At 56.6% G+C, this 19,064-nt stretch carries 13 protein-coding genes; 5 read left to right on the top strand and 8 right to left on the bottom strand.

Features of this window, described 5'->3' with window-relative positions:
- Nucleotides 1-47: 47 nt before the first annotated feature.
- The 7 genes from GHK62_RS14635 to GHK62_RS14605 form a co-directional block, all read right to left on the bottom strand.
- Nucleotides 48-1,274, bottom strand: a complete 1,227-nt coding sequence (locus GHK62_RS14635) for a glycosyltransferase family 4 protein (RefSeq protein WP_153439878.1) — start codon at nucleotides 1,272-1,274, stop codon at nucleotides 48-50.
- A gap of 215 nt (nucleotides 1,275-1,489) precedes the next feature.
- Nucleotides 1,490-3,601 (bottom strand): polysaccharide biosynthesis protein, encoded by a 2,112-nt coding sequence (locus GHK62_RS14630; RefSeq protein ID WP_234886910.1) that lies wholly within the window; start codon nucleotides 3,599-3,601, stop codon nucleotides 1,490-1,492.
- Between the two features lie 461 nt (nucleotides 3,602-4,062).
- Nucleotides 4,063-4,530, bottom strand: coding sequence for a GtrA family protein (locus GHK62_RS14625; RefSeq protein ID WP_167528253.1), 468 nt, complete (start codon nucleotides 4,528-4,530; stop codon nucleotides 4,063-4,065).
- Between the two features lie 85 nt (nucleotides 4,531-4,615).
- Nucleotides 4,616-5,617: a UDP-glucuronic acid decarboxylase family protein gene (locus GHK62_RS14620; RefSeq protein ID WP_153440041.1), complete on the bottom strand. Its 1,002-nt coding sequence runs from the start codon at nucleotides 5,615-5,617 to the stop codon at nucleotides 4,616-4,618.
- 124 nt (nucleotides 5,618-5,741) lie between these two features.
- Nucleotides 5,742-6,881, bottom strand: a complete 1,140-nt coding sequence (locus tag GHK62_RS14615) for an NAD-dependent epimerase/dehydratase family protein (RefSeq protein WP_153439875.1) — start codon at nucleotides 6,879-6,881, stop codon at nucleotides 5,742-5,744.
- 36 nt (nucleotides 6,882-6,917) lie between these two features.
- Nucleotides 6,918-7,646 carry a glycosyltransferase family 2 protein gene (locus tag GHK62_RS14610; RefSeq protein ID WP_153439874.1) on the bottom strand — a complete coding sequence of 243 codons (729 nt, stop codon included), beginning with the start codon at nucleotides 7,644-7,646 and terminating at the stop codon, nucleotides 6,918-6,920.
- An 84-nt stretch (nucleotides 7,647-7,730) separates the two neighbouring features.
- The gene (locus GHK62_RS14605; RefSeq protein WP_167528252.1) at nucleotides 7,731-9,326 is read right to left on the bottom strand and encodes a glycosyltransferase family 39 protein; all 1,596 of its coding nucleotides are present in this window, start codon (nucleotides 9,324-9,326) and stop codon (nucleotides 7,731-7,733) included.
- A 690-nt stretch (nucleotides 9,327-10,016) separates the two neighbouring features.
- Here GHK62_RS14605 and GHK62_RS14600 point away from each other — a divergent pair.
- The gene (locus GHK62_RS14600; RefSeq protein ID WP_153439872.1) at nucleotides 10,017-11,348 is read left to right on the top strand and encodes an alginate O-acetyltransferase AlgX-related protein; all 1,332 of its coding nucleotides are present in this window, start codon (nucleotides 10,017-10,019) and stop codon (nucleotides 11,346-11,348) included.
- Nucleotides 11,349-11,411: 63 nt separating this feature from the next.
- On the opposite strand, the gene GHK62_RS14595 is transcribed toward GHK62_RS14600, so the two are convergent.
- Nucleotides 11,412-12,317, bottom strand: a complete 906-nt coding sequence (locus GHK62_RS14595; RefSeq protein ID WP_153439871.1) for a methionyl-tRNA formyltransferase — start codon at nucleotides 12,315-12,317, stop codon at nucleotides 11,412-11,414.
- Nucleotides 12,318-12,818: 501 nt separating this feature from the next.
- On the opposite strand from GHK62_RS14595, the gene GHK62_RS14590 reads away from it, so the two are divergent.
- From GHK62_RS14590 to GHK62_RS14575, 4 genes are all read left to right on the top strand, one after another.
- Nucleotides 12,819-14,822 carry a GumC family protein gene (locus GHK62_RS14590; protein ID WP_153439870.1) on the top strand — a complete coding sequence of 668 codons (2,004 nt, stop codon included), beginning with the start codon at nucleotides 12,819-12,821 and terminating at the stop codon, nucleotides 14,820-14,822.
- A gap of 204 nt (nucleotides 14,823-15,026) precedes the next feature.
- Nucleotides 15,027-16,226: a glycosyltransferase family 4 protein gene (locus tag GHK62_RS14585; protein ID WP_234886903.1), complete on the top strand. Its 1,200-nt coding sequence runs from the start codon at nucleotides 15,027-15,029 to the stop codon at nucleotides 16,224-16,226.
- Between the two features lie 49 nt (nucleotides 16,227-16,275).
- Nucleotides 16,276-17,667: an O-antigen ligase family protein gene (locus GHK62_RS14580; RefSeq protein ID WP_327791021.1), complete on the top strand. Its 1,392-nt coding sequence runs from the start codon at nucleotides 16,276-16,278 to the stop codon at nucleotides 17,665-17,667.
- A gap of 404 nt (nucleotides 17,668-18,071) precedes the next feature.
- Nucleotides 18,072-18,995: a sulfotransferase family protein gene (locus tag GHK62_RS14575; protein WP_153439867.1), complete on the top strand. Its 924-nt coding sequence runs from the start codon at nucleotides 18,072-18,074 to the stop codon at nucleotides 18,993-18,995.
- Nucleotides 18,996-19,064 lie beyond the last annotated feature (69 nt).

Here is a 19,064-nt window from a genome sequence, read left to right as displayed (position 1 = left end):
CCCATGCGTCTCTCAACGGGTAGATCAACTGCGTCATGGAACTCGCGTCACTCGGTTAAGCGCATGCCGGCGAACAGCGTCCGATTGATCATGTGCACGTCGAATTTGGTCTCCGCGAGCTCCCGCGAGCGCTTGCCCATCTTTTCCGCCAAGTCCGGATCGCGGGCAAAGGACGCCATCGCATCGGCGAGCGCGACGATGTCGAGCGGCTTCACCGTCATGCCGTTCACACCCGGCTGCACCGTGTCGCGGCAGCCCGGCAGGTCCGTCGTAATCACCGGCCTTCCGATCGCCAGCGCCTCGAGGATGCTCCGGGGAATACCTTCCCGGTAGTAGGAAGGCAGGACGAAAACATTGCAGGCTGACAGACAGGGCCGCACGTCATTGGTGGTGCCGAGATATTCGAGGATCCCTTCGCCCACCCAGCCTTCGATTTCCTCGCGCGAGATTGCCGTCGGATTGCAATCGAAATGGCCGAGCAGCTGGAACCTGGCTTCAGGAAAAGTGCGCCGCACGATCCGCGCGGCTTCGATATATTCGACGACGCCTTTGTCGCGCAGCAACCGTGCAATCATGAGGAAGACAAGCCCGCCGCGGGGCGCTCGCGCGTAGGCGAAATGCTTCAAATCGACGCCGGATCCTGAAATCATCGTCGGCGATATGCCGTCTCCAAGCATCCGGTAGCGGCGAATGTCCTCGGCATCGGCGTCGTTATAGACAAACACAACCCTCGCGCGCTTGAGCGCCGATCGATATAGCCGGACGCATAGCTGGCGAACGGCCAAAGCTTTGAACGAGCGACCGCCGGCGTCGGAGAAGACGTGGCCGAGACCCGTGACGAGGAAACACCGCTCCTTGATTCCGAGCGTCCGGGCGGCGAGGCCCGCATAGATGATCGGCTTCATCGTATAGGGAAGGACCATGTCCGGCTTCAGCCGCTTGAAGTGTTGCCGCAGCGACCAAAAGGTGCGGATGTCTTCAAGCGGGTTAAGACCGGTCCGGGCCATCGGAATGCGAACGAAGCGAACACCGATTTCAGCGAGCTCCCGCTCCACTCGCTGGTCGTTTTCGGGAGCGAAGGCGATGACGTCATGGCCGGCGGCGACCATCCGTCTCAGCAATTCGAGCCGAAAGATCACGAGAGATGCCGTCAAGCTGGCGACGACGGCAATCACGCGTTTCTGCCGGGGCGGGTATGCTGCGTCGGCGGGTCTTGCCGACTGGCCCGCAATTTGTTCGGTTGCGGTGCGCGAAACCTGCTCAACAAGGTTCAAGACCTACCTCCCGGATTCGACTCCACCTCGAGCATTGAGACGAGTATCCGCGCCTGGCTCTCCTGCTTCGCGGCGTGGCCGTATTCGCAGCCAGGGGAGTGGTGCGCGTCCCGGCCTGCAAAATCTGACCGCGACATCGTTTCTGAGCAAGGCAGCATCGCAGGCACCACATCTCAATTGCACGATCCGCCCTGACCAATCGCGCCCGTTATCCCTTAACTGCCCGGAGAGCGGAACTCTGCGCGGGTGCCCTTGCGGTAGCCGGATCGCGATCCGCGCGCCTTGGCCTTGATGTGGTCCTTCGGCCGCCGCGGCAGGCGCTTACTCGCGGCTGCGGGCTTGCGATCAGCATCGTGCACATATCGTGGGAGCAGCTCGCGCATGACCGCCACGACGTCCGCCTCGTTGCCCCGCTCCGAATGGCGCTGCAGGCGTGCGAAGGCGTCCCTCAGCGTCGGCAATGGGATAGGCTCCGGAACGGCTCCGAGGACACCCGGGACCGGCGAGTTGATGCGCTTGTCGGTTTCGTCGAACAGCTCTTCGAAGAGCTTTTCGCCCGGGCGGCAACCGATGATCTTGATTTCGATATCCTGATCCGGCGTGAAACCGGCCAGCCGGATCATGCGGCGGGCGATATTGATGATCTTGATCGGCTCGCCCATGTCGAGGACGAAGATCTCGCCCTGTCCGAGCTGTTTCTCGAAACCGTAAGCGGAAGCCTGCAAAGTCAATTCGACGGCCTCGCGGATCGTCATGAAGAAGCGTGTCATGTTCGGATCGGTTACCGTCAGCGGCCCGCCCCTGGCCAACTGGCGCTTGAAGAGCGGGATCAGCGAACCGCTCGACCCCAGCACGTTCCCGAAACGAACCGTCATGAAACGCGGCCCCCGGCCGGTCTCGAGACCGTTCAGGTCGAGCGCTTGGCAATAGAGTTCCGCCAGGCGTTTTGTCGCGCCCATGACGCTCGTCGAATTGACGACCTTGTCGGTCGAGATCTGAACCATGGCGAGCGTGCCGTATTTCTTCGCTGCATTGGCGACGTTCATGGTGCCGATGACATTGGTGAGTACGCCCTCGCAGGGATTCAACTGCACCATGGGCACATGTTTCAGCGCCGCTGCATGAAAGACCAGCTCGGGTCGATGCTGAGCGAAGATCTCCTCGACCCTCTGACTGCGGCGGACACTGCAGAGGTAACTCCACCGGGATACGGCCGGGAAGTTCTCGTTCAGGGCCATGTCGATCGCGTAAAGGTTGTATTCTGTGTTGTCGATCAGCACGAGTTCCGCCGGTTCGCAGGCGGCGACCTGCGTCGTCAGTTCGCTGCCGATCGAACCTCCTGCCCCGGTGATGAGCACGCGCCGGCCGCGAACGAGGCGCCCGATTGCCTCGCGGTCGAGCGACGCCTGGGGCCGCTCCAGGAGGTCGGTCAGTTCGATGGACCGCAGCTCGTAGGGGTTGTCGCCCTTTGCGCGCTTGAGTTCGGTCATCTGCGACAGGCGCGAGACAGCGATCCCAAGTCTTTCGGCGGACCGCAGGAGGTTATCCGATGCCTCCTCGCCGAACGCCGCGGGGGCTTCCGTGAAGACTACGTGACGCGGCTGCCTGTTGAGCTGCTGCAAATCCGCCACCACTTGCTCGAAATCCTCGATGCGTCCCGCAATCGGTACGCCGCGCAGGCTCATGCCGATCTGGTCCTCATTCCTGTCAAGGCAGGCAACCGGCACATAGGTGGCGTTGGGATCGCGTGCGAGCGCCCGCAAATAGAGGTCGGCCGCGTCGCCGGCGCCGACGAGCAACAACGGTATGCGGTGATCGTTATCTGCCCCTTTGTTGCGTCCGTTCCTGAAAACGGGCCGCGCCAGCGGGATCTCCTCAGCGCGAAAACTCAGCCGTGCTGCGGCAAGGAATGCGATCAGTAGCAGTGACTGCATCGGCACGACGGTCCGTGGAATGTCAGTCAGCCTCGTGGAGAAGAATAGGAGCGAAACAAGCAGCAGGGATGTCAGGAGTACCGCGCGAAGTATGATGAAAAGGTCAGAAATGGAACCGTACTTCCAGTTTCGGCTGTAGAGTCCGGACAAGGGAAAAACGAGTGCGCAGATGATGAGGTACTGTGCGCCCGACCATAACAGGACGGAGGCGGTTTCCGGTCTCGTCTTGAGCTCGGCCACGCCGTAGCGCAACAACAGGGCCACGGCGAGCGCAATGGCCGCTGATCCGAGATCGGCGAGGTACAGGGTAGAACATTTGTGAACGCTGCGAACAGCGCCGCGGATGCGTCGACTGCCTATGTCGACCGCCGCACCCCATACCGCCAACAGCATCTTGGCGGTGCTTTTTCCCGCCTCTTCTCTCCGCAATTTCGATGGCAGCATCAAGAAACGATCACGAACTGCCTTAGCAGCGGTGTGTATACGCAGCATGAAGGCCCCTTCCTGAAAAACTGTCAGCCTCACCGTCCGGCTCAACGACGCTGCACCTTTCCCCCACAAACTAGATGGTGGCCGAAGGTTGCTGTCTATTGGTCTTGTCCCGTTGACTGGCTCGGGAGGCTAGATAAATTAACTTCAACAAAATATAAGCGACCGCGACTAATTAGGTCACGGCGCAAAATGTCCTTGGCATATTCGAATTCTGTAATAAAAAAGCATGTAATTAACTGGTTGTAAATAGTCTAGGACGGATCCCTCCAATTATAGTTTTCTGACAAACGGCTCGCTGTGTGTTTGGTCGTTTCCCTCCAGGCGAACGGCTCGCAAGAAACGGCAAAGCCCCGCATTGGCGGTCAGATGCGAAACGTCAACGTTCGATTCAAATAGTAGTTGACGGGGAAGATCGCTCCGAGCGTGACGATCTGGGCGGCGATATAGGGCAGCACAGCCAAAAGGCTGTTGAAGAGAACGGCGTTCGCCGCCAGCGTGCAGAGCGCCAGCACGACAAAACGTGGCGCCGCCACGGTGTGCTTCGATTTCGACCTGAATGTCACACGGTGCTGAAGACTATAGTTGACCATGACCGAGATCGAGAGCGCCAACGTTGACGCCACCACGGCGTTCATATCGGCCAGTTCTATGAACAGGGTGAGCAGGCACACTTGCAGCAGCGCCGCGCAACCCCCGACAAGCGCGTATCTCAGCACGCGCACGGCAAAAGCAGCTCTCAGAAACCCCGTCAAAAGAGATAATTGCCGCATGATGTCGGGCCCAAGGCGAGGTGTTGCGCTGGCATGAGGTTCACCAGACCGGTGGCCCATCGATTGCAGCCGAGAACCCCGCGGTGGCGCCCCTTCGTCCGAGGCACAGTCGCGCGATTCCGCGACGTCAGGCAGGCTCCGTCTGCTAAGCATGATGTGCCTCGTACAGGGCACCGAGATCCGTGCGGGAACTGGGGCGCATCAGGAGCTCGTTGAAGTGGTTGATCGTTTTCAGCAGGCCCTCCTTCAGGCCGATCTTGGGTGCCCATTCGAGCTGTTCTTTTGCTCGCGAGATATCCGGGCGCCGTCTGCAAGGATCGTCCTGGGGCAATGGCCGGTACACGATGCGCGACCTGGATCCGGTAAGATCGATGATCAGTTCCGCCAGTTCGCGCATGGAAATTTCGTTGGGGTTGCCGATATTGATGGGGCCGGTCACATCAAACGGCGAATCCATCAAACGCAGCAAGGCGGCAACGGTGTCGTCGACGTAACAGAAGGACCGGGTCTGCGAGCCGTTCCCGTGGACGGTTATGTCGGCATCGAGCAGTGCCTGGACGATAAAGCTCGAAACAACGCGGCCATCACTCGGATGCGTCCGAGGCCCATAGGTATTGAAGATGCGCGCGACTTTGATCGCCGTTTGGTGCTGCCGCCTGTAATCGAAGAATAGGGCTTCGGCGCAACGTTTGCCTTCATCGTAGCAAGACCGAGGCCCGATAGGATTGACGTTGCCCCAGTAATCCTCGGTCTGCGGGTGAACGGAGGGGTCTCCATAGACTTCCGACGTGGAGGCCTGAAGAACATTGATCTTCAGCCGCTTGGCGAGGCCGAGCATGTTTATCGCCCCTTGCACGCTCGTCCGCGTGGTCTTCACCGGGTCGAACTGGTAGTGCACCGGGGAAGCCGGGCAGGCAAGATTGAAGATCTTGTCCACCTCCACATAGAGGGGCATCGTCACATCGTGCCTCAGCAGCTCGAAGCGCGGATGGGAAAGGAGTTCCTCCACGTTCGCGCGCGACCCGGTAAAGAAATTGTCGACGCACAGAACGTCCGCTCCGCGTTCGATCAATCGCTCGCAAAGATGCGACCCGATGAAGCCGCACCCTCCAGTCACCAATACGCGATTAGTAAATTGACGCGCCATTACGCTTACCTCATCTGAAGCGGCTTGCAGCGGGATTGCAGTACCAGGCTCCTGCCAGCGACCGAAAGTCTGAGCCCACATCCACGCCCCAACGCAAACGCGCTCTAAAGCTTCATGGAGCCCATCACCGGGCCAACCCTCTTTTCGCCAACTCGGCGGCTGCATGCTCGAACCGGTCGTCCGCCTTCTGCTCTTCTGCCCAGGCGATCAGATCCTCGATGCCGGATTCGAGCTCGACGGTAGGCTTGTAGCCGAGGCATCGCTGGATCTTGCTTATGTCGGCGTAGCAATGCCGGACGTCCCCCTCCCTGAACTTGTTCTCGATCTGGGGAGCGATATCGCGCCGCATGTTCCGGGCGAGGATGATCGCGACGTCCTTGATCGACGTCGGGCGACCGGTTCCCACATTGAAGACATGGCCATTCGCCTCGTCCTTTGCCAGGGCAAGCGAAATAGCCTGTACGATGTCCTTTACATGCACGAAATCTCGCGTCTGGTTGCCATCTTCGAAAACGACCGGACTATTGTTGTTCAGCAGACGGGAAGAGAAGATCGCAGCGACCCCGGTATAGGGATTGCCCAGCGACTGTCGAGGACCGTAGATGTTGAAGAAGCGCAGCGCCACTGCGGGAATGTCGTAGGCTCTGCCGACGACCAAGCACATTTCCTCCTGATCCCTCTTGGAAATGGCGTAGATCGACGTCGGCAGGACCGGCTTCGTCTCGCTGGTCGGTATCGGCGTTGCGGTTCGATCACAGATCGGACACCGCACCTCCCAATCGCCACGCCGCATTTGCTCCCCCTCACGAAGCGTCGGCGTGATATCGCCGCAATGGCTGCACCGTGCTCCACCTTCGCCGTAAATCGACATCGACGACGCAACGACCAGCTTCTTTACGCTGTGCTTGCGGGAGGCCAGCAGTTCCAGAAGGACCGCGGTTCCAACCGTATTGTGATCGACATAACGATGGATCTCGTACATCGACTGGCCGACCCCCACCTGCGCGGCGAGATGGACAACGGCGTCAACGTCCTTCAAAGCAGCGTCGAGTTGGGCAGGGTTGCGAGTGTCACCGAAAATGATCTCGACTCCCTTCACAGGTAATCCGCTCGGCTGCAACAGGGAGTCAAGGTTGCCTCGGGATCCAGAATGAACTTGGGGTTCGTAATTATCAAAAATTCGTATGTCGTGTCCGGATTTGTGAAGGTTCTCGCATAAGAATGAGCCGACAAAGCCTGCACCCCCTGTGACGAGTATCTTCATGACATCGCTCCCTATGTTTAAAGAAAATTGCTATCTCTAAAATTCGTATTTGCCTCGGTAATTCTGCCATACGATCTTCAGTACATCAAAACCGTACTGTACCGGTTTCAGGTGCGATTTTTCATCAGCGTATCGTGTCGGTATCGCGATTTCCTTGATCCGTAACTTGCGCTTACCCGCCATCATGATCATTTCACCATCAAAATGGAATGTATCGCTGAGGCGAACGAAGGGAATAGCTTCCAGGCACCGGCGGGAATAGAGCATGTAACCGCTGTGGTATTCACTTACCCGAAGGCCGTAAGCGAGATTTTCTATCGCAGTCAGCGCTTTGTTGGCGATGTACTTGTACATCGGCATGCCGCCCTTCAGAGCGCCACGCTCGAGCATGCGCGAACCGATAACGACGTCAGCCTCGTCCCGTTCCAGGGGCGCAAGCAAACGTGGCAGCAGCTCCGGTGCATATTGCCCATCGGCGTGCAGGAGCGCCGCGATGTCCGCACCTTGATCCAATGCGTGAGAAAAACCGGTCTTCTGCGCCTGGGCGTAGCCCTTGTTCTGAGGATGGTCGATTACTTCGACGTTTGGCCGTGAACGAGCAATTCTGCGTGCGATGTCGCCAGTTCCGTCGGAGCTGCCGTCATTGACGACGACAATTCGGACGTCTTTCTCGTAAATTTCCCTCGGGATTCTCTCAAACACGCTTTCGAGTGTCAGAGCGGCCTGATATGCGGGGATAACAATAAAAATTTTCTTCTCAAACATGACGGTCCGTACTCCCGTTACATTCCTTTCGGTGCACCAATCCTGTAAGCCAATGTCCAATTTCGGCCATGCTCGGCCGGCTCTTCACGGCGAAACCTGCAACTCGGTTGCGCGGCCTGCTGAGCGATAGATCCGCCCGTCAGCAAGAGTTTCCTCCTCGATCAGCGGAACGGACTTAAGAAGGTCGTTCTCGCTGATCAGGTAGTCTCGCCAGTCCACGCCATAGATGAAGACGACGTAGGCGTTGCCTTCCGCAAGACGGCGACGCATAGCGTCCATCTGTTGCGCAAAAGGCATGCTTGCCTCGTCCCTGCCAGAAAGATGATTGAAGCGGCGGGGTAGGTACGCCGCGCTGTGTCTCAAGCGGAATTCGATCAGATCCGGTGCGTTCGAATAGATTGCAGCAGTCGCAGGTAATTTTGCCACTGATGTAAGCACGGGCGACGTGGACCACATTTTGTGAGCGTATCCTTGGCCCGATTCATAAGTTGCTGCGGTGAACACTGTCGTACGGACGAGGTTCGAGGCCCCGATCACAGCTGCGAGCCCGGCAAGGACAATTCCGAGTTTGCGGTGGCGCACAACACCAGACCTGCTCGCTCCGAAGGAAGTCATGGCAGCGAGTGCGAGAAAAACATAGAGCGGCAGGAGAAACCGTCCGGTGAGGCTCAGTCGATACTGAATCATGACGGACTGTATCAGGAACAGCAGATACAAGATCGAAAGAAGACTGAATACGACGGGCACAAGCGCATGCGGTCGTGCGCGTTGCCCGTAGGATAGGCGCAGCCATGCGAGTGCGTAGGTCACGGCAACGAAGACGACGACAACACTGGCGAAGACAAGGAACAAAAGGCGAATGACCGGCCCGGCCGCGGATGGCAGGAGCATCGTCGCTAGGGCGCCCACCGTCCGAATCCAGTACGCCAGATCGGTGTTGCCCAGCAGTTCCAATGAACGTCCAGTCGAATCCCCGGACGTCAACTCACTCGCGACCAGCCATGATCCGAAAACGGCACCGCACGCTCCGGCCATCACAGCGCAATCGACCAGCCGTTTCGCAAGGCTCCCGCCGCCGGCGCAGAGCCTCAAGATTGCAAAAGTCAGCAGGAGGGGAGCGGCAGCAAACCGCGTCAGCATAGCGAGGCCCACAATCGCCCCCACAAGTGCGGCAGTTGCGACGCGGTTGTCTTGCATCGCCCTGAAAAACACGAGGGCGGAGGCGAGGGTCAATGCGATAAACAACGGCTCCGTCATTGCCACCGAGTGAAATTCGACGAAGACCGGATGGCCAACGATCAGGGCCGTTCCCAATGCAGCCCAGATTGGGGTCAACTGCGCGAGAAGCAGCAATCGGAGAACCAACACCGTATTGACGACATAAAGAAACCAGTTGAGCCACCAGGCCGCCGCCACGATATCGACGTGAGCAAGCGACATGAATTGCAGGATCCATGTATAGAGAGGAGCGAAATGACGCGCGCTTCCAATGCGCATGTATGCGACCGAGTCGGGCAGAATTCCTATTCCGCGTGACGTCGTTGCAAGGAACAGCACGGAGACTGCCAATGAAAGGACGATAGCCGCGACGAGTTGCGCCCTCGCATGGACGGGAGCCAGTGCATCGTTGGCGGTTGCCGCCGAACCGGATTGCACTCGCAGTTGTTGTTCTCGCTTCATGTAGCCGCCGCTCCCATTTCTGGTGCGTTCGTTTGGCTTCAACATGCTGACAGGGGGTAGAATTCACCCCGCAAGGGACTTTGTTCTTTGCCACAACCGGAAATCCGGTCAGGCAGAGTGACAGCCGTCGATCGAAATCTTCGCTAAGCCCCCGTCATGCACGTGATATGCCCGCGAACTTAAAAAATACTGGCGCTCCATTGGCCAAGCGCGTAAATCAGTCCTTGAAAGCGATTTTGTTATGCAATTACACAGGCGCGGCTATAAAGTGCCCGCTCAACGGGTTTGATAATCGCATAGTCATGAGGCAATGTCGACTACCTAATATTCGACGGCCTAATGGACGACCCAATATATCCTAGCCGAGGCTGTGGTTCGACAGCAGCTGCGGCGTGTGCTCTGGAAAGCTTCGCGCCATTGTTTCACTGTGCAGTTGCTGGGCAGGCCGTCGATCATGCTTGGGCTTCCCCAATTTCGGGAGACTCCGTCGACAAAACTCGCTATATTTTGCTGCGCAAGAAAATTCCCATACTAAATCTTATTCTCAGTCATTTTATGTGAATTCATGTACAAAGATAAACTCTTATCAGCCGAAGCCGTCAGAACATAGACGACCAAATCCGCCGCCTGATTGCGGCGATCGGCAAGCGCGCCTCTTACTGAACGGTTTGCGAGAGGGGACAAGGCGTCATGATAAAGCGGCATTTCGGACTTGTGGTGTGTGCGCTTCTGGGTCTGTACCTGTTGTCAAGTCCCATCTACGCTCTGCTGCATTACCAACTGTTCGCAGCTGAGACCCCGCATTTCATCCGTTACGTGCTGATCCCGGGCCTGCTGGCGGCAGCCTTCTTCGCCGTGGGCCTGTTTGCGAAGCCGCGCTTTTCCTCACTTGTCGGCATCTGTGGTTCGAGCGTGTTGCTAGCCCTCTTCCTCTTCGAGGCGATGCATACGGTCTCGGTCGTGTCCGTCCGGTTGGGTATGCTTGGCCAACTCAGCGAGGCGCAGGCCGAAACGCTCAAGCGCAACAAGAACGTGGTTCCTGGCTTCACACTTCGTGGACTGAACCGGCTTTCCGGCACCGACCAACTTTCCGAGGCGCTGTTGTCGGGCTTTCCGTCGACGCAAGTGGTGCTGTGCACGTCCGAAAGCGGCGTCGTCAGCTATACCGCAGACCGGTACGGCTTCAATAATCCCGACGACGTGTATAACCATCCGCTGGATCTGATGCTCCTCGGAGATTCGTTCGTCGAGGGCTTCTGCTTGCCCCCGGGGGAGGACCTTGCGTCGAGACTGCGGGCGGGCGGCCTTAGCACCGCGAGCATAGGTATTAGAGGAAGCGGTCCGCTGGTCGAACTTGCAACGCTCGGCCGTTTTGGCAAAATTTTGCGACCCCGTCAGGTGATGATGGTCTTCTTCGAAGGAAATGACTGGGAGAATTTGGAGCGCGAACTTGCAGTGCCGTGGCTTCGCACGGCGATATCGCCGGATGCGGACTATGGTTCGCAGGCGACCGCGCAAGAAACCATGCGCCAGGCCCGAAACATTTTGGCGGAGCGCCAGAGCACCCCTGTGACGAGTGTCCAGCTCTTCACGAAAACGGCCTTGCTTCGCAATTTTGTCGCCCTGCAACAAACTCTCACGAGGCTAGGGTTGGTCTATCCAAAGATTACCCCAAGTAACCCGGATTTCAGACGAATATTGCATCGTGCGAAAGCCCTCACCGAGAGCTGGGGCGGCTCCTTTACACTCGTCTACGTACCCAGGATCGACCGTTTCATCGGACCCTTTTCGTCGGACGGGCCCTTCGACCCGCTGAGGAGGGAGGTCCTCGATGCTGCCGCGGCCGAAGGCATCATGGCTATTGATATCCTCGAGGCCCTTCGCGCCCACCCCGAACCGCTTCTCATGTATGCGCCAGATGCCCATTTCAGCCGCGATGGGGCCAGGTTCGCAGCTAAGGAGATCATTCGTCGCATGGCGCCGATGCCGCAAGACACGCAGAAAACGGTAGAGAACAAGTGACCTGTGGATCGCACGGAGCGTTCCAGCGTTCATTGCCGGCGCGCGCGAGCGTCATCAAGGCGCTTATCCTCGGAGTTTGCTGTGTACCGGCGGACGCTTGCCAGTGGCCGAGGCCCAAGCCAGGACATCGATGCATTCACCATCGCCACATAAGACGACGAAACCGCGTTCCGAATGGCATTGAACCTGGCCTGCCAGTCCGATAAAGCGACCGGCGTTTTCAATCTTTACGGCTGCGTCGATGCGGATCCTCTCGCCGTTATAAACGCAAAACGCGCCGGGGTAAGGGGCGCCAACTGCACGGATAAGGCGGAGCACCGAGGCGGCTGAAGCATTCCAGTCGATCAGGCCGTCCTCTGCTGTACGCTTCGCACAGTAGCTTGCCTTCTCATGGTCCTGCTTCGTGTGCGGTGCGTTACCGGTCTCAACCAGCGCAACCGCCTCGACTACCATCTCGGCGAGATTTGCTGTGTGCCTGGCATAGAGGCTGCGTGCAGTTTCGTCGGCCGCGACCGCGAACAGCCTCTGAAGCAGAATGGGACCAGAGTCGACCCCTTCATCCAACCAGAACAGCGTCGAGCCTGTCACATCTTCATCCCTTATTATCGTCCAGGGAATGACCGCACGACCACGCAGACGCGGCAACGCCGCCGGATGGAACCCGATGGTGCCCTCCCGCGCAATGTCTCGAAACGGCTGCCGGCAGACTTGCGACCAGCCAATGACAAGCGTGAGATCAGGCTCGACCGATGCCATTGTCTCCAGGACTGCAGGACTATTGATGTCTGTGGTGCAGCAAACCGCGCTTCCGGCCGCCCGCGCCAGATTTCCTATATCGGCAAAATCGGAATGGCGTCCTGCCGCCTCGGGGGGCAGCGTAATCACAAGCACAGGAACCCGCCCAGCCTGGATGAGCGCTTCTAAAGCGATTTTGGAGCTTTCGACGGAACCAACGAAAACGATACGCATGATCCGAGAATGGCCAAAGTAATGAACAACGCGAGACGTCCTAACCGGACGGGCAATAGGCAACGTGATGTACAATTAAGTCATTGAACACTGTAAGAACAGCGCTGTCCAGCGCAGAAGCGCCCAGTTTCTTCGCGATCGGAACTCCTCGAACTCCTTTCCCTGTCGACTGGCTTTGCCGCAGCTGGTGACCAGCTATCTGCTGTGCGAAGAGCGTCGGCTTGCGGGGCGGCAGATCGCAGCAGTGCCATTCGAAGCCGTCAGCAATGGAGATACAGCTCAAGTCAATCCTTGCGAATAATGCGCCGCGCGCTATTCTGAGGCCGTCACGGGAGCGCCTTTAAGCCTTTCGCCTCACAGGACGCCGGACGTGAAGCCGATTAGGCGTGACACCGATGCCGTAAAATGCGATGCTAACAACTTCAAACTGAGTTATTGCGCCGTATTGAATATTTTACTAAGCTAACCGAATAGAGAAAAATTTTATTTTTGAAGGTTTCCATGACGACATTCGTTCCGGATGGCAGCCTATCTGCTCGCGCTCATTACCGAGAAAGTGTTGAATTTGCCGCTCAGAGGAGTGGGCATACGATAGGCCTTCTAGATGTTTGGGCCCTGATCAAGAGGCGTATTTGGCTTATCGCGTCAGTGGTTCTCTTCTGCACTTTGCTGGCTGCGATTGCATCGTATACGCTTCCCGAAACCTATACCGCCAGTTCAGAAGTGGTGCTGGAACGGAAAGATGTTCGGCCGTTTGCCACCGACGCATCCTTGACGTCGCTTGAGCGCGATCGCTCGGCGGCTGAAACCGAGATGGACGTTCTGCAATCACGGGAATTTGCCGGTCGTATTGTCGATCGATTGAATCTCATCGATGATCCAAACTTCAACCCGTTTGCCCGCAGCGGCAATAGGCCGGAAAGCCTCGGCGACCGGCTGGCCAGATATTTCGCGGGGATCATCGGAGCCCAGAGGCCGCGTGATTCCGTTAGGCCTCCGCCGGATGAAAGAACGCAACGGGATCGCGCGATCTCCGCGGTACTGTCCCAGTTTACCGTCAGCCGGACTGGCGAGAGCCTCGCCGTAAGAATCACTGTAACAAACAACAATCCTAAAGTTGCTCAAGAACTCGCAAATACGATTGCCAGCCTCTACGTCGAAGCTTCGCTCGAATTCAAGCAGTATGAGCGGATTGCAGACAAGGAACGTGCGCTAAACACCGGTGGCGCCGTGGCTTTTCTTCGGCAGAGCATGACGCAACCGCTCTTGATAACGTTGCGGAATGAAGAGGCCCGGTTACAGCAGAATCGCGCCGAGCTCGCCGCCAAGTTTGGCAAGAACCATCCTCAGATGATCGATGCAGATTCGCAAATCGCGGGTGTTCGCAATATGATCGAAGACGAGGTTCAGCGTATTTTGTCGGACCTCGAGGCCGAATCTCTAAAGCCGAGTGCACGGATTGTGTCAGCGGCCGAGGTTCCGAATTCACCATCATTTCCTAAGCCCAATATTATTATCCCGGCGGCATTTACCGGATCCACTTTGCTGGCCTTTTTGCTCGCGCTCCTTTTGGAGACAGCCGACACGCGAATCCGGAGCGGGCAACGAACCTCGCAACTTTTGCGGTTGCCCAATCTGGGCTACATACCAAAGGTCCCGAAGCATCTGCCCGGCACCAAGCGGTCCTCGTGCATTCCAGACTGGAGCAACTTTACGTGTGCAGAGGCAGAGCGGTCAGTCTATATGGCCTGCCGCTATTCTGAGGTGAAACAACCGCATCGCGTTGTCATGGTGACCTCTTGCCTTCAGGACGTTGCGAACGCCTCGACGGCTTGGGGTATCGCAACTGCCGCTGCAGCAGACGGGCGCCCTACCGTGTTCGTCAATCTCGATTTCCATCAACACAACGTTCCGTATCTGAAAAGCGTGGAACGCTCGCCGGAATTGATCGAACGCTATCTTAGAAATGAAGCTTCCCTGGCGGACGTGGTGCAGACAATTCCGACTTTGCCTGCTTTTGGCTTCATTGACGCGACGCCCGTAATGATGGAGCCATTCAGATCGCTAGACTCCGAAAAACTCTGTGAGCTGATATTGGCCCTCAGACAGAACGGGTACGAATTCATTGTGCTTCACGCTCCGCCGGTCCTCACCTCTGGGGATGCAAACTGGCTCTCGCCTTTTGTTGATGGGGTGATTTTATTGGTGTCTTGGGGCAAGACTACAGAAGAGCAGTTGCTGGATAGTGTGTCGCAGCTCCGGATGAATCATGCGCCTTTGATCGGCACCGTAATTCACCAGGTCAATCCCGAAGTTCACAAGAGCCATCATTACGGAGGCTTTGTCATAACTTCCAAACGCATTCCGGCGGCCGGCGGTTGGATTCAAAATCGTATCCGCAGAAATGGTGAAACTTTCAGTGGCGCCGATACAGAATTAGAAGTGAACACCGCTCCCACGCCTCCGGCGCGAGACTCGCTCAATTCTTCATCGCACGTCCGTTAGAACCGTTCTCATAAGAATTTGGTCTCGCCTTTGATCGGCCGATAGCAGGCCGCATAGCCTGGGGATGATGGGGTCGATGAGCCGGTGCGAATGCGCGCAGCAATATATAGAAAATATATAAAGGCCATCAGGGAAGAAAAGAAAAGAATCTTACTTCCATAATCACCTTGCATTTGAGAAGTGCTCGCATGGAGAATGATTAGCATGACGAAATGCGGCCAGAAGGTAGTTGTATGTTTCCCCTTCATAGGAGATTTTGTCGGCGGAAGCCATATGTCCGCACTTGGATTGATACGAAATCTTCCCGATTCCCGTTTTTTGCCGTTGGTTGTTCTTCATGATGTGGACGGGCCAGTTGCAGAACTTTTTCGCCGCGAGGGGATCGACTTTGAAGCCGCTCCCGTCATAAACCGTTTGGAGCGGGCGGGCGCGCGCAATGGCGCCGCAGCCGTGAACGTCGCGCGAAGCCTTCCTGCGCTTGTGAGGTTTCTGAGAGCGAGAAATGCCGCAATAGTGCATACAAATGACGGCCGTGCGCATCTCGTCTGGGGACTTGCAGCACGACTCGCAGGATCCAAGCATCTCTGGCATCACCGCGGCGATGCATATTCGTTCGGATTGCGACGCGTCGCTCCCTGGCTCCCCAGTCGTGTCGTGGCTGTATCAAAATTTGCGTCGCCTCGCCCTGGCCTTTTTTCTGCAGCAGGCAAGTGCAGTGTCGTTCATAGCCCATTCGACGTGATGAAGATGGTCTGCGTCGAACGCGAAGCCGCTCGGAGCAATGTGGTAGCGGCAATTGGTTGTTCGCCCGAGACAAAGCTCCTCGGATATGTGGGAACCCTGGTGGACCGCAAGCGGCCTATCTTGTTTGTAGAAGCTTTGGCTGCCCTAAAGCGGTTGGCGCCGCAAGTGAAGTTTGCAGGACTGTTTTTCGGGAACGCACTTAATGGGCTCGACGACGCTGCAAGATCGCGAGCCGAAGCACTTGGAGTTGCGGATTGCATTCACTTTATGGGCTTTCGGTATCCGAGCGAACCCTGGATCGCGGGGCTCGATGCCCTTCTGGTAACGGCCGTCAACGAACCTCTGGGAAGAACTCTTGTCGAAGCGATGTTGCTGGGCACACCAGTCATTGCGGCCGACTCAGGTGGAAATCCAGAAGTCGTCGAAGATGGCGAGACCGGAATGCTCGTTCGCCCGGATGATCCGGATGAGTTCGCCAAAGCCTGTTTAACTCTGTTCAACAATTCTGCCTGCCACGAACACATCGTGGAGACAGCACGCGTCGAAGCGCGGGCGCGCTTCAGTGTCGAGCGGCACGTGCATGCAATTACATCAGTCTACGAGGAACTCATAGGTATCAATGGATTCAGCGCTTCGCGAGCGCAGGTCGATAATCCGTGATCGATCGGGTATCTTGTACGAAGCGACAGTTACAGCGTCGGAGGGAGGCGTGACAGAGGCCGCTCAACCATATACCGGGGGCCATTCCCGCAATTTGCACATTCGCTTGGCGGCGATTGAGCGCGCTGTCGTCTACGTGGCTGTTTTTTTGGCGCCGTACGCGACGTTGCGGTTTTCTGATCTTTTCTTTACGTTTAGCGATTTCTTCTTTTGCTTGAGCCTTTTCCTTCTATTGATCAGCGGACGGATCTTAAACAAACCGCTCGAGCAGGCAACGACACTTTGGCTTGTCGCGTTCGTGCTTCTGTTCGTCGGGATGATGATTGGCAGCCTTTTCCATAACAGTCCTGATCGAGGACTGATTGTGACGGCGCAGTATCTCTTCGCCTACCTGTTTTTGATGATGATCCTGGTCCGAAACGATCCAAAGGAAGCGTATCGGCTGGCCGCGATCTTCCTGGCAAGCATAATTCTCATCGATATTCATGGTATATTTACATTCTACGCGGTCGGGTATGTACCAGGAGAAGGAAGGGGCGTGGTGACGGGCGGGAAGCGCCTGGCGACCGTGCTGCGAAATCCGAATCTGGCCGCAGCGATGAACGGGCTGACAATGCCAATTCTTCTCTTTTTCTGGTCTTCAGGCCGACTCAAGTCTTACTTGGCCTTGCCGATAGTTGCACTGTTCATCGTTACAGTTGTTCTGACAAGCTCCAACAGCGGGCTGTTTGTGATGGCGATTTGCTTGACCGTTTTCGTTGCGTTCATTTCAACCCCTCGATTGCTGTTACGCCTGACACTTGGAGCGGCCATTCTTCTTGGAGCGTTGGCGCTATTTGGCAGCAAAGATATGCTGCCCCGAGCGTTCCAAACGCGCGTTTTGGACGCTATTTCCTCCGGCGACATCTCAGAAGCCGGAACCTTCGTTTCAAGAGCAGCACTTATGGAAGAAGCTGTTCAGATGATCTCCGATGAGCAGATTTGGTTCGTAGGAGTCGGAGCCGACCAATTCCGAGAGAGAAGTGTGCAAACTGCGCCCGTTCACAATCTTTATCTTCTTCTTTGGGTTGAAGGCGGATTGCTCGCGCTTGTCGGCTGGATGTTGTTTTCGGGTGTCGCTGTACTGCTTGCGGTGGGAATCCGAAGAGACGGTGGAGATAAACACGTACTTGCCGCGATGGTGACAACTGTCATTGTCTTTCTCACGATCGCTTTGTTCAATCCGCACATGTATGCGAGATATTGGACAATACCAGTTTTTTTGTGCCTTGGACTCGGCCTTGCACAACTGCGGCGGGCTATACCCACGCGCCCCGGCGGGTCGCGGGCAAGATACGTTCAGCACAAGACACAAACACCGATCCGCTCCGCCACTAAAGTCGGGCAGAAAAGCGTCCTTCACCGCATCTCTAAGGTTGGCGAAGACAGGAGAATGAAGTAACCTCGCCCATAGTCGCGGTAACTCGGACTGTTGCTGACGATCAAGCGTTTATTATTGAGATGTTTTTTCTTATTTCATCGCGGCCGCTCGGGGCCGTCGGTCAGGCGTTGATCCGATTGTCAAACGAGGTTGTGATCACTTTGTTCCTGCCCACTTAATGCGGGACAGCGCCGGGCGTAACGATTGGGAGGACAGTCGATGTCCTGGATCGTTAGTGACAATGATAGGGATCTTCCTTCGATACCGGAGGTCAATGGCCAAGCATATTGGGTTGTTGGGCAGTTCGCCGGAGCAGTGATTAGTTGGCGAGCGTGAGCCTTGTTCCACCGCGCATACACACCCGCACAAGACGAAAGCCAAACTCAACCTCAAGATAAAGCACTAGGAGATGGAAGGCTTATAGGATGCCCACGCAAGCAACGCGCATCGTTTATATCGCAGGTTACGGACGTAGCGGGTCAACCCTTCTCGATATTGCCTTGGGACAACATCCTGTGGTGGTGGGCGCGGGGGAGATAACGTGTCTCACGCGGCACGTGTGGCGCCGGAATGAATATTGTGCGTGCGGCCATCCAATTCGCGATTGTGCCGTCTGGAGCACAGTCTTGCAAAAGTGGTCGAAGGATAGCGATCCGACGTTCATGTCAGAATATTGCGCACTTCAAAAGAAATTTGAAGGCTTGCCGGTATTCTTTAAAGTACTTAGTGGCATTGGTCTCGGAAGGCAGTTTTCGCCATATGCACTTCATACAAAGCGTCTATTTGATGAGATGCTGTCGTCGTCGGGCAAGCAGATGGTTGTCGACTCTTCGAAGTTGCCGGGGAGAGCGATGGCGCTTGCGCAGATCCCGGGAGTTGACATGCGCGTCATCCACCTGGTGCGCGACGGGCGCGGTGTGGCTTGGTCGCTGCTCAAGGGCTATCAGCGTGACGAAAAATCAGGACTGCAGAAGGAAATCAAGCCAAAGTCGGTATTCAGGACCGCTTTGCGATGGAGCATCGTGAATCTCGCAGTCGAATACCTCCTGCGAAAACTGGGCCCACAAAAGGTCATGCGAGTAAGATACGAGGATTTTGCATCTGATCCTGTCGGGATCATGCAGCAAATCGGGACATTTCTTGAGCTTGATCTAAGCCAGATCGGTTCAACTCTTCAAAGCGGCGGTTCCATGGGGCCAGGACACCAAGTCGCAGGGAACCGATTACGCATGAATGCATCGATCGCACTCAATAAAGATGAGACGTGGCGAACACGCATGCCATCCGGTCAGCAAGCTTCCTTTCAGCGATTGGGCGGTTGGATGCTCAGGCGCTACGGCTATCTTTGAGAAATGCGGATTATGTCTTCGGCGAAAGTCATCGCCCCTGCGCTGGCAATTGCACTCTGGCAAGATTGA

Source organism: Sinorhizobium terangae (genome assembly GCF_009601505.1).
Taxonomy (GTDB): Bacteria; Pseudomonadota; Alphaproteobacteria; order Rhizobiales; family Rhizobiaceae; genus Sinorhizobium; species Sinorhizobium terangae.
The sequence above is the reverse complement of the archived record's forward strand: the minus strand, read 5'-3'. Positions and strand labels throughout refer to the sequence as shown.

Bases quoted from the DNA above. Each gene is read 5' to 3' on its own strand.
- GHK62_RS14630 (WP_234886910.1), bottom strand. From the start codon at position 3,601: ATGCTGTTGGCGGTATGGGGTGCGGCGGTCGACATAGGCAGTCGACGC.
- GHK62_RS14625 (WP_167528253.1), bottom strand. From the start codon at position 4,530: ATGGGCCACCGGTCTGGTGAACCTCATGCCAGCGCAACACCTCGCCTT.
- GHK62_RS14620 (WP_153440041.1), bottom strand. From the start codon at position 5,617: ATGGCGCGTCAATTTACTAATCGCGTATTGGTGACTGGAGGGTGCGGC.
- GHK62_RS14615 (WP_153439875.1), bottom strand. From the start codon at position 6,881: ATGAAGATACTCGTCACAGGGGGTGCAGGCTTTGTCGGCTCATTCTTA.
- GHK62_RS14610 (WP_153439874.1), bottom strand. From the start codon at position 7,646: ATGTTTGAGAAGAAAATTTTTATTGTTATCCCCGCATATCAGGCCGCT.
- GHK62_RS14605 (WP_167528252.1), bottom strand. From the start codon at position 9,326: ATGAAGCGAGAACAACAACTGCGAGTGCAATCCGGTTCGGCGGCAACC.
- GHK62_RS14600 (WP_153439872.1), top strand. From the start codon at position 10,017: ATGATAAAGCGGCATTTCGGACTTGTGGTGTGTGCGCTTCTGGGTCTG.
- GHK62_RS14595 (WP_153439871.1), bottom strand. From the start codon at position 12,317: ATGCGTATCGTTTTCGTTGGTTCCGTCGAAAGCTCCAAAATCGCTTTA.
- GHK62_RS14590 (WP_153439870.1), top strand. From the start codon at position 12,819: ATGACGACATTCGTTCCGGATGGCAGCCTATCTGCTCGCGCTCATTAC.
- GHK62_RS14585 (WP_234886903.1), top strand. From the start codon at position 15,027: ATGACGAAATGCGGCCAGAAGGTAGTTGTATGTTTCCCCTTCATAGGA.
- GHK62_RS14575 (WP_153439867.1), top strand. From the start codon at position 18,072: ATGCCCACGCAAGCAACGCGCATCGTTTATATCGCAGGTTACGGACGT.